Genomic DNA, 17,579 nt, shown 5'->3' on the forward strand with positions numbered 1-17,579 from the left:
CATGCAATTAACTTGCAGTTTTTTGTTTTTTTTATATCTTTACCTTAAATAATTCAAATTTAAACTAGATGAAAAAAAATTACAAACTAACATTGTCCTTGATAGTGTTTTTGATTGTGCAAAGTACATTTGCTCAATTAAAGACTATTTCGGGAGTTGTTACAGAGAAAGGCAGTGAAATACCGTTGCCGGAAGTTAGCGTTTTTATTAGTCAAATTAATAAGGGGAGTGTTACCGACTTTGATGGGAATTATTCTATTAAGGCTGAAGATTTAAAAGGAAAAACAATTGCCTTTAGTTATCTTGGTTATAAAACGGTTACAATAACCTTAACTGGAGAAAATCAAGTTATAAACGCAGAGTTAGAAGCAGATGCTACTGGTTTAGATGAGATTGTGGTTACCGCACTTGGTATTAAAAGAGCGGCGAAATCTTTAGGGTATTCTTTAACGGAAGTTGGTGGAGAAGATATGTCTGCAGTAAAAAGCACAAGTGCTGTTAATTCTTTACAAGGTAGAGTTGCTGGTGTAAATATTTCTGCAGGTAGTGGAGGAGCTGCTGGGTCTAGTAGGGTAATTATTCGTGGAGCAAGTTCGTTAACAGGAAACAACCAACCTTTATATGTAATTGACGGAATTCCTATTATTAACAATACAAACGGTTCTGTAGTTGGTGCAACCAATGATGGAACAGGAGATGGAGGAGATGATATTTCTTCATTAAACCCAGATGATATTGAAAGTGTTTCCGTTTTAAAAGGAAGTTCTGCTGCCGCACTTTACGGTTCTTTAGCATCTAACGGGGTTATTATGATTACTACAAAATCAGGAAAAGGTCAAAAAAGAATGGGCGTAGAGCTTTCTAGTTCTTTTACTTTTGATAAAATTAATACTGATTTACAAAATTTTCAAACTACTTACGGACAAGGGAATAATAGATTAAGACCAGGTTATGAGTATGATGGTAGTGGTCAGCCAGTTGAAATTTCTAATATAGCCAATGCAATTGATGATTCTTTTGTAAGTTCTTTACAATCTTGGGGAGATAAATTAGATGGCTCAATGGTTTATAATTGGGATGGTACTAAAAGACCTTATTCTAATACAGGAAATAACCTAGATAAATTTTATAACGTAGGTTCTACAGTTATAAACACAGTAGCATTATCAAAAGGAGGAGAGGAATATAATTATCGTTTGTCTTTTTCTAATTTAGATAATGATGATATTTTTCCGAATACGACTTTAAATAGAAAGTCAATGTCATTAAATGCTTCTGCAAATATTACACCTAAATTAACATCTACAGTTAATGCTAAATATGTTATTGAAAAAGTACATAATCGTATTAATATTGGTGATACACCAGGGAATGCTAATACAGTAGCGTATGTATTGCCAAGCAGTTTAAATATTACAGACTTACAACCAGGCTTTAATGAGGAAGGTACAGAGCTGTTATTTCAACCAAGTCAGTTTATTTCTAACCCATATTGGGCAACAGATGCTTTTAATAATGATGATAAAAAAAATAGGTTTACAGCATCTACATCTTTAAAATATGATTTTAATGATTGGTTATATGTAACAGGTCGTGCAGGTATAGATACGTATGATTTAAGTAGAAGAAGAGTAACACCTTTCGGAACAGCATACAGACCAGCAGGTGAAATGACGCAAGCAAAATCTACGTATACATTGTTTAATGGAGACTTAATGTTAGGTATTGATAAAGCTTTAACAGAAAAAATTTCTACAAGCTCAATTATCGGAGCAAATACAAGAACATCATCATTCGAATCTTTAAGTGCATTGGGTAGAGGTTTTATTGTAGAAGGTTTAGAAGATATTAATAATACAACTTTACCAGAGCCAACTTTTGGATATTCAAAAACAAAAACAAATTCACTTTATGGGTCTTTTGAAGTAAGTTATGATAAGTATTTTTACTTAACATTTACAGGAAGAAATGATTGGTTCTCTACACTATCTTTTCCTGGGAAAACAACTCCAAATAATGGCTTTTACTGGTCTCTAAGTCAGAGTTTGTTATTAAACGAATTGTTTGATTTACCAGAACAGGTTAATTATGCTAAATTTAGAGCAAGTTACGCACAAGTTGCCGGTGGAGCCAGTAATGCATATAGTTTAAATTTAGATTATGCAATTACAGGTTCTTTTCAAGGACAATCTTTCGGGCAGTTAAATGGTAATTCTATTCCTAATCCTAACTTAGTTCCTTTTCAGAAGAATGAATTTGAAGTAGGTTTTGACGGACGTTTCTTTCAGAATCGTTTAAATTTAGATGTTGCTTATTATCAAAATCAAACTACCAATGATATTGTAAGTGCTTCTGCATCTCAATCATCTGGTTTTACATCGTCAATTCTTAATATTGGAGAACTTCAAAATAAAGGGTTTGAATTTTTAATAGGTGGTACTCCAATTAAAACTGAAGATTTTTCATGGTACACTTCTTTTAATTTTGGATATAATGACAGTGAAATCGTTCACACAGATGATGAGGATACTGCTATTAATGTTGATGGTAGCCAGACGCGTTCTAGAACAGCAATTATTTCTCATATAGTTGGTGAAAATTATGGTGTAATTTGGGGTTCTTCATACAAAAGAGATGCTGATGGTAACATCATGTACAATACAACAGGTTCTATTCCGAAACCAATTCAGGGAGAAAATAAAATTTTAGGACAAGGTGTTGCACCATATACTTTAGGTTTTTCTAACTCTTTTAAATACAAAGACTTTTCATTAAACTTTTTAATTGATGCTAAGTTTGGCGGAAGTGTTCATTCTGGTACTAACAGAGAGTTAATGATGCGAGGTTTGCATGAAAAAACATTAGAAGGTAGAGAAGATGGTTTAGTGGTATCTGGTATAGATGATGCGACAGGAAACCCATTTACAATGACAGTAGCGCCAGAAAACTTAAGAACTTATTATGGTTTTATTGGTGAAGAAAACTCTGGTATTTCAGAAGAGTTTGTTTATAGTACAGATTTTATAAAATTTAGAGAATTAAGTGTAGCTTATAGTTTCCCGAAAAAAACGTTAGAAAATATTTTTGTAAGTGATGTAAGGCTTTCTTTAATAGGAAGAAACCTATTTTATATTTCTAAAAAAATAGATAATGTAGATCCAGAAGCTTCATTAAACAATTTAAACTCTCAGGGTATAGAAAGATTCGGAACACCATCAACTAGAAGTTATGGATTCGCAATAAATGTTAAATTTTAAAAAAACAGATCATGAAAAAAATATTTATTTCATTCATAATTATAATGTTTACTTTAAGTGCTTGTGACGATGGTTTCGAAGAACTTAATGTAAATCCAACAAAACCAGTACAATTAGATCCTTCTACAAAATTCACTTATGTTCAAATATATACAGGTGGTAGCAGTTATGTAGCCTATTTATTTTGGAATATAATTCACTTAATGCAAAACGTACAACATTTAAACAATACGTCGTATGCATCATTTTTATATAAAGAAGGAAATACACATTGGTTATTTGAAGAGCAATTTAGTACTACGGTAAAAAATATTGCAGATTTAGAAGCGCAATTAGAGTTAAGTACAGAGCCAACTGCAACTATGGATTTGGCAATTACTAAAGTGCAAAAAGTATTAATTTTTAGTAGAATTACAGATGTGTATGGAGATATTCCTTACAGTGAAGCTGGTAAAGGTTTTTTAGAAGGAATTCGTTTTCCTAAATATGATCAGCAAAGTGCTATTTATGCAGACATGTTATTGTCTTTAGAGAGTGCAACCGCAACTTTAAGTGCTGGCGGAACAAGTTCTTTTGGTTCTGCAGATTTAATGTTTTCGGGTGATGTTGCAAAATGGAATAAGTTTGCAAATTCATTAATGTTACGTTTAGCACTTCGAATGGTAAAAGTAGATGAAGCTGCTGCTAAATCTTGGGCAACCAAAGCAATTGATGGAGGTGTAATGACAAGCAATGAGGATATTGCATATATTCAATATGAAAACTCTGCAAATGATGGAGGACCAAACGTAAACCCATTAACAAAAGGTTTTACTTCTAGAGCATCCACACAAGTTAAGATTTCTAAAACTTTTATGGATTTTATGAAAACAAGAAACGACCCAAGAGTTTCTGTTTTAGCATCTACAGTTGATGGAAATACTGATTTTGCATTACAATTTGGACAAGATATCAACGATGAAACAAGGGGTGAAGCAAACTCTAAACCAAATATTAACATTTTTGGAGGTTCTGGAACTGTAATTTATGATGCTCCATTTTTCTTTCAAACGTATGCAGAAGTAGAGTTTATGTTGGCAGAATCTGCAGAACGTTGGGGTTTAGCTGGAGGATCATCAAATGTAGAAACGCACTATAATGCAGGTGTAACAGCGGCAATGCAATATTTATCTATGTATGGAAGTGCTGCAGATATTACAACTACTCAAATAAATGATTATTTAAGTGCTAATCCGTTTGTGCCAACGCAAGCTTTAAAAATGATAAATGAGCAATATTGGGTAGCTACTTTTGGTAATGGTTTAGAAACTTTTTCTAACTGGAAAAGATCAGGCTATCCAGAATTAGTTCCTGCAAATGTAGCAGCAACGCTTACCAATGGAGAAATTCCTAGAAGACTTCCTTATCCAGCATCCGAAAAATTAAATAATTCGACCAATGTTGAAGCTGCAATAGCTGTACAAGGAGGAGATCTTTTAACCACAAGAATGTGGTGGGATAAAAATTAATTATAAAGCGAGTCCCCCAACTAATTAATTTAATGTTTGTTTTTTTTATTTTTTTTGAATTAGTAAGGGGTGAGATGGTATGAAAGTCGATTCTCACTCCTTATTTTAAAGAATTTAATTTGAAGTCAAATATAGGAAAACTAATTTTTTAATATATAACTATTTAAGAGGATAAGAATTAAGATTGTATACATATGAAAAATCATAAATCAATAATACCTTACTTTATTATCCTTTTACTTTTACTTAGTAATTGTAAAGATAATTCTAAGAAACAAGTGGAGGAGAGTAACGTGGAGGTTCAGCCGAAGGTTACTACACAAACTACACCGAACAACAATGAAGTTTCCATTGTCAAAGAAGACAATGTTTTTGTTATTGATCAAACTTTTTCAAAGGAAGATGATCAAAAAAATATAATAGGAAAACCTGTAGAGGTTGATTTATCAACAACATCAGGAGCTATGCTTTCAGCGTATTCTAAATATAATGATGATTATACAGTTTTTTATAAAACTCTAGAAAATGATGCTTGGTCTGATTGGGTAGAACTTAAAGAAAATGATCATGTCGAAAATCCAAACCGTAAAGTCTTTTCGCCACAAAATTTAAAAACTTCGGTACAAAAAGTCCAATTTAAATCAAGTAAAATAACAAAAAGTGAAGTGATATTTAGAATATACACATTTGAAAAATAATCTCCCTTTATGAAAAAAATAATATTCTTATTCGTTCTTATGTCATCGTATTTTTGTTTTGCAGATTGTACGCAACCCGACTTTTGCGGAAGAGCTTGTTGGGATACAAATGGTACGCGTCCTGCTCAAACAAGTCCAAGTTACACAACCCCTACTCATATTATAGTGCACCATACCGGAGATGGAATTGTTTTTCCAGCGAATACTAATTACGCAGAAAAAATCAGGTATTATTGGGATTTACATGTAAACACCAACGGATGGTCTGACCTTGGATACAATTGGTTAATCGATAGAAATGGTGTTATTTATGAAGGAAGAGGAAATGGTGTTGCTGGAGCACATTTTAGTGGGCATAATGCAGGGACAATGGGTGTTTGTATGATTGGTGATTTTACTTTAGAATCTCCTTCTGCAAAAGCTTTAACTTCTTTAAAGAATATAATATCTTGGGAGGCAACAGATAAAAATATAGATGTCGCAGGTGCTAGTTATCATGCATCATCGGGTCTTAACTTAAACAATGTTTCAGGTCATAAAGATGGTGGAGCAACCGCTTGTCCTGGTACAGATCTTTATAATTTATTACCAAGTATTAGAACTTCTATAAGTGCGTTTTCATGTTATACAGATACAACTCCAGCACCAGGTTTAGATTGCTCAAGTGCAATAGAACTAAGTAATGGTGTTACTTATTCAGGAAGTAGCTCTACGGCTGGTTCAAAAGTTTCTACTTTCGGGTGCAACTCTTGGACAGAAACAGGTCCGGAAAGAGTTCATAAAATAACACCTACGGCAGACGGTACAATAACAGTTAGTTTATCTAATTTTTCAGGAGATTTAGATGTTTATATTTTAGGAAGTTGCGATCCTTCAGATTGTTTAGGAGCCGTAAGTTCGTCATCAGCAACCTTTGAAAATGGTATTGCAGGGCAAACGTATTATTTAGTTGTAGATGCAGATGATGGTAGTGGAGGTGCGTACGATATTGTAGCAACATATTCAGAAGCAGTAATTGCTGAAGATGTAACAATTTCAAATGGACTTGTAAATATAACAAGCGTAAATGCAGGTGAAACTATAGATGTTTCAGCTACACAAAATTATTCAGGTTCTCAACTCGCTGCAGATTTACCAACTATTCATCTTGGTTATTATTTATCTACAGACTGTAATTTGAGTTCAAATGATGTTTTACTTGGAGAAAGTAGTTCTAATTTAGGTAGTGATAATGCATCTCAAAATGAGAGTAAAACGCTTACCATTCCTAATAATACTTCTGATGGAACTTATTTTATCCTCTTTTCCGCAGATAATAAAGGTGGATTAACCGAAAGTGATGAAACTAATAATGTAAGTTGCATACAAATTACAATAAATAGTACTGAAGAGTCAGCAGATATAAAGGTGATAAATACAACTGTAAGTCCATTAGTTGTAAATGCAGGAAATAACATTAATGTTACTGCTACACAAAGTTATTCAGGGGCTCAATTGTCTACTAATTTACCAAGTTTTAGTCTTGGTTATTACTTGTCTACGGATTGTGATTTGAGTGAGAATGATGTTTTACTTGGAGAGAGTAGTTCTAATCTTGGTAGTGATAGTACTTCTCAAAACGAGAGTGAAACTCTTACTATTCCTAGTAATACCGCTGCTGGAACTTATTTTATCCTATTTTCTGCTGATAATGAAGGTAAATTAACCGAAAGTGATGAGGTTAATAATACCAATTGTATTCAGATTAAGGTAGACGCAGCTTTGGCAAATGTAGATTATCAATTTAAAAATCAATTAAGTGTTTTTCCAAATCCTACATCAGACATTATAAATATAAAGGCAAATATCAATTTGGTTATTAATAAACTTTATATCTATAATTTAAATGGACGTTTAATAAAAGAAAGTACATCTGATTTGAATAAAATTAATATTTCAGAATTTTCTAAAGGAATCTATTTATTAAAAGTGGTGGGTAATGAAGATGAAACAGCCGTTTTTAGAATTATTAAAAAGTAAAAATATTTTAATCGACAGATTTAGATTTTAAAACGTTAAACAATAAAGTACATGAATTCAACCATAATTTTATTAATCATTATCTCTTATTTTGGAGTATTAATGTTAATATCTCACTTTGCTTCAAAAAATACAAGTGATGATTCTTTTTACACCGGAGATAGAAAATCTCCATGGCAAGTAGTTGCTTTTGGAATGATTGGAGCTGTAATGTCTGGTGTTACATTTGTCTCTATTCCAGGAATGGTAAGTAATAATTATTTCTATTATTTACAATTTGTTTTTGGTAATGTAGTCGGATATATTTTTATCACGTATGTGTTAATTCCTATTTATTACAATTTACAACTCGTTTCTATTTATAGTTATTTAGAAACAAGATTTGGTCCTAGAACCTATAAAACAGGTTCCTTATTTTTTCTGATATCTCAATCGTTTGGTGCTGCTTTAAGATTATTGTTAGCAGCAAAAATTTTACAATATGCCGTATTTGATGCGTTGAATATTCCGTTTTTCTTAACGGTAATTATCATATTGATTTTAATATGGATGTACACAAACAAATCTGGTATTAAAACAATTGTTTGGACAGATACGCTTCAAACATTTTTTCTATTATTGGCAGCAGTTGTATCGATATATATCATTAAAGATTCTTTAAACTTAAGTTTTTCAGAAACCATAACATCTGTTACAAACCATAAATATTTTAAGGTTTTTAATTGGGATTTTAATTCTGGTAGCAATTTCTTTAAGCAGTTTATTTCAGGGATTTTAATTGCAGTTGCCATGGTTGGTTTAGATCAAAATATGATGCAGAAAACATTAACCTGTAAAAGCAAAAAAGAAGCACAGCGTAACATTCTTACCTTTAGTTTATTCTTGGCTTTAGCACAATTTCTATTTTTAGGTTTAGGAGTGATGTTGTATTTATATGCAGAAAAATTCGGAATTCAATTAGAAATAGAAAACGGTCAATTTATTCATACCGATAACTTATTTCCAATGCTTTCTTTGGGGAGTTTTGGTACAGTAGCAGCAATCAGTTTTATTTTAGGAATTACGGCTGCTTCATTTTCTAGTGTAGATTCATCATTAACGGCGTTAACTACATCCTTTACACATGATTTTTTAGATATTACTCATAAAAATTCAAAAGAAAAAAAACGTCTTAAAAATTATGTTTTACTTGCTTTCTCTATTGTAATCTTCATTATTATAATGTTATTCTCAGGAAGTAAGGGAGACGTAATTACAACAATTTTTAAAGTAGCAGGATATACCTACGGTCCGTTATTAGGGCTTTACCTTTTGGGTATTTTCACTAAAATAAAAATAAAAGATACGGCTGTACCTTATGTCTGTGTTTTAATGCCATTACTTACTTATTACATAAATTACATAGTTAAAGTTAAGTTTTCATTTGATTTAGGTTTTATGAACATTTTATTAAATGCATGCCTTACTATACTATGTTTAATCCTTATACGAAACAAAAATGACGAATAAATTAACTACAGAGCAAGCATCAGATTATAATAATTTAGAGCAGATGAGTACCACAGAGTTACTCACAAATATGAATACAGAGGATAAATTGGTTCCTTTGGCAATTGAAAAAGCAATTCCATCTATACATAAACTTGTAGATGTGATTCATAAAAAAATGAGAAACGGTGGACGTCTGTTTTATATTGGAGCAGGAACAAGCGGAAGGTTGGGAGTTTTAGATGCATCAGAATGCCCACCAACGTATGGCGTTTCTGATAATTGGGTAATCGGAATTATTGCCGGTGGAGATATTGCACTTAGAAAAGCAGTAGAAAATGCCGAAGATGATACTGAATTAGCTTGGAAAACTTTACAAGAACATGATATTTCAGATAAAGATGTTTTAATAGGAATTGCAGCATCTGGTACTACACCTTACGTAATAGGAGGTATGCAAAAAGCAAAAGAGCAGAACGTCGTTACGGGGTGTATTACGTGTAATGAAGGTTCTCCTGTTGCGTTAGAAGCAGATTATCCTATAGAATTAGTAGTTGGGCCAGAATTTGTAACAGGAAGCACAAGAATGAAAGCAGGAACTGCTCAGAAATTGGCTTTAAATATGATTTCTACAACGGTTATGATAAAACTAGGCAGAGTAAAAGGAAACAAAATGGTAGACATGCAGCTTTCTAATAAAAAACTAGTTTCTAGAGGTGTAAAAATGGTGATGGATGAATTAAATATTGATACAGAATTAGCAAGTAAGTTATTGAAACAACATAAAAGTGTTCGGAAATCTATAGAAGCATATAAAGAAGTGGTGAAATAGTACATTCTATAAAGATGGAAAAAAAAGAAAGATTAATAGCGTTAGATGTTCTAAGAGGCATTACAATTGCCTCTATGATTTTGGTGAATACACCCGGTAGTTGGTCTTATGTATATTGGCCATTGTTACATGCAAAATGGAATGGTTTTACACCAACAGATGCTGTTTTTCCTTTTTTTTTATTTATTGTAGGGGTTTCCATACATTTTGCTTTTAAAAACTTTAGAGAAAATGAGCATAAAAGAGCACTCAAAAAGATTGTTAAAAGAACTTTAATAATTTTTGCTATCGGATTGTTTTTAAATTTATTTCCGAAATTTAATTTTGAAACAGTTCGGTATTTTGGAGTATTACAAAGAATAGCAATTGCCTACGGTATAGGTGCTACTCTTTGTTTGTTCTTCAATAAAAGAAATCTAATTTATATAACAGTATTTATTTTACTCGGATATTGGGCTATTTTATATTTCTTTATTCCCGAAAATCCTTTTGGTCCACAAACCAATTTAGTAGGTAAAATAGATTTGTATTTATTTGGATCAGATCATATATGGAAAGGGCTAGGTTTTCCTTTTGATCCAGAAGGATTACTATCTACGTTACCATCAATTGCAACAGTACTTATTGGGAGTTTAACGGGTAATTTTTTAAGTAAACGATCTGAGAATAGAACTAAAATAGTTACACTTTTAAGTTACGGAATTGGGCTTGTTCTACTCGGTTACATTTGGGGTTTTGTGTTTCCTATTAATAAATCGCTTTGGTCAAGTACGTTTGTTTGTTTTTCCGCAGGATGGGCAATGCTATTATTGGCATTTTTAATATGGGTTATCGACGAAAAAAAATACACAGCATGGTCTAAACCATTTATCCATTTTGGTACAAATCCTTTATTCATTTTTGTGTTTTCTGGTTTGTTTGCAAAAACGATCATTTATTTAATAAAAATCACCAATTCACAAGGAGAAGCTATATCAGCAAAACAATATTTATATCAAGATATATTTGTCCCTATTGCCGGAAATATGAATGGGTCACTTCTTTTTGCAGTTGCTCATATTGTCTTTTTCTGGTGTTTAGTGTATTTATTGTACAGAAATAAAATATTTATAAAAATTTAATTACTAAAAATGAAAAAATTAATTACTACACTCTTAGTCTTATTATTCGTTGTTTCAAGTTGCGATAAAAAACAAGCGGTAAACAAATCATCAGAAGATACAGAACGAACAAAATGGGTAGATAGCATCTATAATAAAATGACTTTAAAAGAAAAAGTTGGGCAATTGTTTATGATTGCAGCCTATTCTAATAAAGATCAAAAACATACGGATTCTCTTAATAAATTAATTAAAGAATACGCCATTGGTGGATTGGTGTTTTTTCAGGGAGGACCAGTAAGACAGGCAAAGCAAACAAACTTATATCAAGCTACATCTAAAGTACCTTTGTTAATTGCAATGGATGCAGAATGGGGGTTAAATATGCGTTTAGATAGCACTGTAAGATTTCCATATAACATGACGTTAGGTGCTGTGCAAGACAATGGTTTGGTGATGAAGGTTGGTGAGAAAATAGGCGAGCATTGCAGTCGTTTAGGCGTTCATATAAATTTTGCTCCTGTGGTAGATATCAATACAAATTCTAAAAATCCAATAATTGGTGTGCGTTCTTTTTCTGAAGATAAATATAACGTAACGGAGAAAGCATTGGCTTATACAGAAGGGATGCAGAGTCAGAATGTATTGGCGTGTGCAAAACATTTTCCGGGACATGGAGATACCGATAAAGATTCTCATAAAACGCTTCCAACTGTTACACTTTCTAAAGAAAGAATAGATTCAGTAGAAATGTATCCGTATAAAAAATTATTCAAAAACAATATGGCTGGTGTAATGGTTGGTCACTTAAATGTACCGAGTTTAGAAAAAAACGACGGTCTACCTTCTTCTTTATCTCATGAAATTGTAACTAATATTTTAAAGGAAAGACTTCAGTTTAAAGGGTTAATATTTACAGATGCATTAGAGATGAAAGGAGTATCTACTTTTAAAGAACCAGGTGATGTAGATTTAGCGGCATTTAAAGCAGGGAATGATGTTTTATTAATGGGAGAAGATGTTTCTAAAGGAATTTCAAAAATTATAGAAGCCTATAATAATAAGGAGGTAACTGAAGAAAGATTAGCACATTCTGTAAAGAAAATTCTAGCATCAAAATTTGATGTTGATTTAAATAATTTTAAACCTATTGAAATAGAAAATCTTATTAGCGATTTAAACGATGAAACAAATGATGTTTTAAACGAAGCTGTTTTTATAGATGCCATTACTGCTTTAAAGAATAATGAAATTCTTCCTATTAAAAAGGATGGAAATGAAAAAATAGCATTTGTAGGTTTAGGTGATGGAAATTCTGCTTCTTTTTTAAATGCTTTAAAATCACACTTAAAAGTTGATGATTTTTCTGATTTAAAACAACCAGAATTGCTTAAAAAACTTAAAACCTATGATAAAGTAATCGTTAGTTACCATCGATTGAATAGTAGATTAACTAAAAAAATATCTGATGAGGATAAATTAAAAATAGAAGAAATAGCAAAAAGTAACAAGGTTGTTTTAGATGTATTTGCAAGTCAATATAGTTTAGAGAATTTAGACTTCGAAAATATAGAAGCAGCTATTATTTCTTATGAAAATACGGATATAGCTCAAAGTGTATCTGCCGAAATAATTATAGGGAATAAGGATACAAAAGGAAAATTATCAGCATCGCTAAATGATGAGTTTATTGCTGGTGTAGGAATTGAAATTTTAAAATAAAAATAACTTAAGACAGATTCATATTGTAAAAAACTAAAACTACTAACTTAAAACCAAGAATTATGAAACAATTATTACATTTCACAGTAATTTCCTTATTTATCTTTTTCTCTTGTAATAGCCTTTTATCTCAAGAAATTATTAAGAAAGGAATTCATGAATTACAAGCTGAAGAGTTTGGTGGTTCTGCTAAGCATCAAAAAAGTTTAGGTAAAATTGTTTCAGAAATTATTCCTTTGCAAAGCAAAAGCGCAAAAGCATTATCAAAGAAAGTTTTTGGTTTTTTACCTTATTGGGAGCAAAGTAGTGGCGCACACAATAATATTCAATATAATTTATTAACGCATTTGGCCTGTTTTGATTTTAGAGTACAATTAGATGCAGCTATTTCTACACCTCCAGGTTGGCCCTGGACAACAGAAATTAATGCAGCACATGCAGCAGGTACAAAAGTGATAATGACTGTTGTAAATTTTGGTGGAGCAGACGGTGCAGACGCAGTAGCTTGGGAGTTGTTTACAAATACAACTAAGAAAAACACTTTTTTTACCAATGTTAAAAATTTAATTGAAATGTATAATTTAGATGGTGTTAATATCGATTTTGAAGGAATAGCAAGTGCGCACAGAGGAGCTGAGTTAAATACGTTTATGGCTGCTTTAACGGCTTATATTCATCAAGAATTACCAGGGAAAGAAGTTTCTTTTGATGGTCCTGCCGTAAATTGGGGAGGTTGGATTATGGATGATTTAGTAGATAGTGTAGATTATTTAATTATAATGGCATACGATTATACGTCTGGTTCATCTGCCAATGCAGGGCCAGTAGCTCCTTTAACACACCACACTTCTTGGAAAAGATTTGTGAAAAGAACCGTAGAAACCGGAACTTATAAAGTGCCTGTTACAAATAATCCAGAAAAGTTAGTGATGGCAATTCCGTATTATGGTCAACATTGGAAAACCGCAACAAATGTTTCTGAATCTGCAACAGTTTCGCATGTTAAATCAACCAGGTATAAAGACACTTCTATAGATGCAAGTGCTTATGGAGGTTGGATATGGAACAGTGATTTTGAGGTTCCGTGGTACACTTGGAATGATGGTGTAAATTGGAATCAGATTTGGGCAGATAATGAATTGAGTATTTCAAAAAAATACGATTTGGCAATAGAAAATAATTTAGGAGGTGTTGGTATTTGGGCTTTAAATTATGATGGAACAAGACCAGAGCTTTGGGAATTAATCAATACTAAATTTGGCTCAACGGCTAATGTTCATTCTTATTTGAATGATATTATATCTGTGTACCCTAACCCTACCAATAACATTATTAATATTTCAAATGAAAAAAATATAAAATTCGCTAAAATTGGGGTTTATAATACTTTAGGGGAATTAGTTAAAGAAGTAGGTTTGCAAAAAACAGCTATTGATATCTCTAATTTTTCAAATGGAGTCTACTTTTTAAAAATTGTTGATGAATCGGGTAAACAAGCAACATTAAAAATTTTAAAATCATCTTTATAATTTACAATCATGAAAAATTTAATTATACTATTATCTCTTGTTTTAGTTTCCTGCAATGCTAAGCCTAACAAAGAAAAGCAAACAGAAAAAGCTAGCATGATAGCAGTAAAAGAAGATGTTAAAATTATTGTTGCTGCCAATCAAACAGCAGAGTACTTAGATTTATTGAAAGGTAAAAAAGTAGGTATTGTTGCCAACCAAACAAGTGTTATTTTTAAAGGTGATACAAATGTACATTTGGTAGATTCTTTAGTTTCTTTAGATGTGGAGATTACTAAAGTTTTTGCTCCAGAACATGGTTTTAGAGGAAAGGCAGATGCAGGTGAACATGTAGAAGATGGTATTGATGCTAAAACAGGCTTACCAATTATCTCATTATATGGAGCAAACAGAAAACCATCTCATGAGCATTTAAAAGGTTTGGATGTAATACTATTTGATATTCAGGATGTTGGAGTCCGTTTTTACACGTACATCTCTACTTTACATAATGTTATGGAGGTTTGTGCAGAATTAAATATTCCACTTATAGTACTAGATAGACCAAATCCTAATGGGCATTATATTGATGGTCCTATGTTAGAAGAAGAAGCAAAAAGTTTTGTTGGGATGCACCCAGTTCCTACAGTTTATGGAATGACAATTGGAGAATATGGAAAAATGATTAATGGTGAAAAATGGTTGGAAAACGGAATTCAATGTAATCTAACAGTAATTCCTTTAAAGAATTACACACATAATTCTGAGTATGATTTACCAATACTGCCTTCACCAAACTTACCAAATGCAAAATCTATTAATTTGTATCCTAGTTTGTGTTTTTTTGAAGGGACAAATGTTAGTGCAGGTAGAGGTACAGAAATGCAATTTCAAATTTTCGGCTCGCCTTTTTTAGCAAAAGAATCTTTTGACTTTAGTTTTACGCCACAACCTAATTTTGGGGCAAAACATCCAAAGCATGAAGGAGAAGTTTGTTTTGGTACAGATTTGCGGACTCATAAAAAATTAAGCAGTTTAAATTTAGAATGGCTTATAGAATCTTATGCGAAAACAGCTGATAAAGAAAAGTTTTTTAATAAATTCTTTTTAAAATTAGCGGGAACAAAAGAATTACAAGAGCAAATTGAAGCAGGTTTGTCATTCGAAGAAATACAATTAAGTTGGCAAAATGACTTAACTTTTTTTAAGGAAGTTAGAAAAATGTACGTATTATATTAACTACTTGTTGTAAAGTATAAATGGAAAGAAAGTAAAAGATATTCAGTCGTAGTTTTTAGTCAAAAATGTACTAAAAACTGCGACTGAAAACTGAATATTAAATTAAACCTGCTCTTCTTAAAAGCGCATCTGGTTTTGGTTCTTTTCCTCTAAAACGTTTGTACAATTCCATAGGTTTTTCTGTTCCACCTTTAGAAAGTATATTGTCTTTAAACTTAGTTGCAACTTCTTTGTTAAAAATTCCTTCTTCTAAGAAATACTCAAAAGCATCTGCATCTAAAACTTCTGCCCATTTGTAAGAATAATATCCTGCAGAATATCCTCCTTGAAAAATATGAGAAAAAGCAGTACTCATACAGTTTTCTGCAACATCAGGATATAATTTTGTGTTTGCAAAAGCTGCGTTTTCAAATTCTTTGATTGATGTAATTTCTGATGGATCTTGTCCATGCCATTGCATATCTAAAAGACCAAAACTAAGCTGACGTAAGGTTTGCATTCCCTCATGGAAACTTGCAGATTCTTTAATTTTCTCTACATATTTCATCGGAATAACTTCTCCCGTTTCGTAATGTTTTGCAAACAATTCTAACGCTTCTTTTTCGAAACACCAGTTTTCTAAAACCTGACTTGGTAATTCTACAAAATCCCAAGAAACAGAAGTTCCAGATAAGCTATTGTAGGTTGTGTTTGCTAACATTCCGTGTAGTGCATGACCAAATTCATGAAACAACGTTGTAACCTCGTTAAACGTTAATAAAGACGGTTTGGTTGCGGTTGGTTTGGTAAAGTTACAAACAATAGAAACCTGTGGTCTTTCGTTAATTCCGTTTTTAATTTGTTGAGATTTGTAACTTGTCATCCACGCACCGTTTCTTTTTCCTTTTCTAGGATGAAAATCTGCATAAAAATGCGATACAAAATTTCCGTTTGCATCTGTTACGTTATATGTTTTAACATCTTCATGGTATTTGTCGATGTTATTTATTTCTTCAAATTTTAAATCATATAAACGATTGGCAATTTCAAAAACACCATCAATTACATTTTCTAATTTAAAATATGGTTTTAAAGCTTCTTGATCTAAATCGAATAATTTTTTCTTCAGTTTTTCTGAATAGTAAGAACCATCCCATTTTTCAAGTTGGTCTATGCCGTCTAATTTCTTAGCAAAGTTTTCTAAATTTTCAAATTCTTTTAAAGCAGCAGGTTTAGCTTTTTCTAAAAGATTGTTAGAAAATTCAATTACTTTTTCTGGCGTTTCTGCCATTCTTTCTTCTAAAACAAAATGAGCATGTGTTTTATAGCCCAATAAATTAGCTCTTTTTTGACGAAGGCTTACAATGTCTAAAACAACTTGTTCATTATTAAACTCATTGTCTTGAAACGCTTTTTTACCAGCAGCAATGGCCATTTTTTCACGTAATTCTCTGTTGTCAGCATACGTTAAAAAAGGAATGTAACTTGGGTAATCTAAGGTAAAAACATAACCATCTTTATCTCTAGAATTTGCTACTTCTTTTGCTGCTTCTTTTTCGCTTTCTGGCAAACCAGCTACATCTTTTTCATCAGTTAAATGAAGCTCAAAAGCATGCGTTTCTGCCAATACGTTTTCTCCGAATTTTAAAGATAATTTAGAAAGCTGTGCATCAATTTCACGAAGCTTTGTTTTATCAGCTTCATTTAAGTTAGCACCATTTCTAGCAAAGTTTTTATATTGCTTCTCTAAAAGCATGGTTTGTTCTGGAGTTAAATCTAAATTTTCTTTAGCATCAAAAACCGATTTTACTCTTTTAAACAAAGCTTCGTTTAAAGTAATATCATTACTAAACTCACTTAACCAAGGAGAAACTTCTTGCGCTATTTTCTGAATTTCATCATTCGTTTCTGCAGAATTTAAATTGAAGAAAATACTGGTAATTTTATTCAATTTTTCACTAGAAAAATCTAAAGCAACCGTTGTATTTTCAAAAGTTGGTTGTTCAACATTATTTATAATTGCATCAATTTCTGCTTTGGCAATTTCAATCCCTTTTTTAATTGCAGGCTTGTAATCTTCATTAGAAATTTTAGAAAAAGGCGGTGTATTAAAATCTTGTAAAAGTGGGTTCATGAATTCTTAGTATATAAAGATCAAAGATAGATATTCTATCAATTTTATGCTTGTAATCAGTAAAAAAACTTCTATTTACCGAATAAATAATTAAC

Annotated in this window: 11 protein-coding genes; 10 read left to right on the top strand and 1 reads right to left on the bottom strand. The window is 31.7% G+C overall.

Annotated elements, in window-relative coordinates:
- Positions 1 to 68 precede the first annotated feature (68 nt).
- From H0I27_RS02155 to H0I27_RS02200, 10 genes are all read left to right on the top strand, one after another.
- Positions 69 to 3,257, top strand: a complete 3,189-nt coding sequence (locus tag H0I27_RS02155) for a SusC/RagA family TonB-linked outer membrane protein (RefSeq protein WP_218732293.1) — start codon at positions 69 to 71, stop codon at positions 3,255 to 3,257.
- A gap of 11 nt (positions 3,258 to 3,268) precedes the next feature.
- Entirely contained in the window at positions 3,269 to 4,765 is a 1,497-nt protein-coding gene (locus tag H0I27_RS02160; RefSeq protein ID WP_218732294.1) for a SusD/RagB family nutrient-binding outer membrane lipoprotein, read from the top strand.
- Between the two features lie 194 nt (positions 4,766 to 4,959).
- A complete protein-coding gene (locus H0I27_RS02165; RefSeq protein ID WP_218732295.1) occupies positions 4,960 to 5,463 on the top strand; it encodes a hypothetical protein in 504 nt (167 codons plus the stop codon).
- Positions 5,464 to 5,472: 9 nt separating this feature from the next.
- Complete coding sequence (locus H0I27_RS02170; protein ID WP_218732296.1) at positions 5,473 to 7,482, top strand: N-acetylmuramoyl-L-alanine amidase; 2,010 nt, start codon at positions 5,473 to 5,475, stop codon at positions 7,480 to 7,482.
- Between the two features lie 51 nt (positions 7,483 to 7,533).
- The gene (locus tag H0I27_RS02175; protein ID WP_218732297.1) at positions 7,534 to 8,991 is read left to right on the top strand and encodes a sodium:solute symporter; all 1,458 of its coding nucleotides are present in this window, start codon (positions 7,534 to 7,536) and stop codon (positions 8,989 to 8,991) included.
- The gene (murQ, locus tag H0I27_RS02180) at positions 8,981 to 9,802 is read left to right on the top strand and encodes an N-acetylmuramic acid 6-phosphate etherase (RefSeq protein ID WP_218732298.1); all 822 of its coding nucleotides are present in this window, start codon (positions 8,981 to 8,983) and stop codon (positions 9,800 to 9,802) included. Before H0I27_RS02175 ends, murQ begins: the two co-directional genes overlap by 11 nt.
- A gap of 14 nt (positions 9,803 to 9,816) precedes the next feature.
- Positions 9,817 to 10,923, top strand: a complete 1,107-nt coding sequence (locus H0I27_RS02185; protein WP_218732299.1) for an acyltransferase family protein — start codon at positions 9,817 to 9,819, stop codon at positions 10,921 to 10,923.
- A 9-nt stretch (positions 10,924 to 10,932) separates the two neighbouring features.
- Positions 10,933 to 12,624, top strand: a complete 1,692-nt coding sequence (locus H0I27_RS02190) for a glycoside hydrolase family 3 protein (protein ID WP_218732300.1) — start codon at positions 10,933 to 10,935, stop codon at positions 12,622 to 12,624.
- Positions 12,625 to 12,686: 62 nt separating this feature from the next.
- Complete coding sequence (locus H0I27_RS02195; RefSeq protein ID WP_218732301.1) at positions 12,687 to 14,153, top strand: glycosyl hydrolase family 18 protein; 1,467 nt, start codon at positions 12,687 to 12,689, stop codon at positions 14,151 to 14,153.
- 9 nt (positions 14,154 to 14,162) lie between these two features.
- Entirely contained in the window at positions 14,163 to 15,371 is a 1,209-nt protein-coding gene (locus H0I27_RS02200) for an exo-beta-N-acetylmuramidase NamZ domain-containing protein (RefSeq protein WP_218732302.1), read from the top strand.
- 97 nt (positions 15,372 to 15,468) lie between these two features.
- Here H0I27_RS02200 and H0I27_RS02205 read toward each other — a convergent pair whose 3' ends face one another.
- Positions 15,469 to 17,484 (bottom strand): M3 family metallopeptidase, encoded by a 2,016-nt coding sequence (locus H0I27_RS02205; RefSeq protein WP_218732303.1) that lies wholly within the window; start codon positions 17,482 to 17,484, stop codon positions 15,469 to 15,471.
- Positions 17,485 to 17,579: the final 95 nt, after the last annotated feature.

Origin of the sequence: Polaribacter sp. HaHaR_3_91, from assembly GCF_019278525.1 — a bacterium.
In the GTDB taxonomy this organism is placed as follows: domain Bacteria; phylum Bacteroidota; class Bacteroidia; order Flavobacteriales; family Flavobacteriaceae; genus Polaribacter.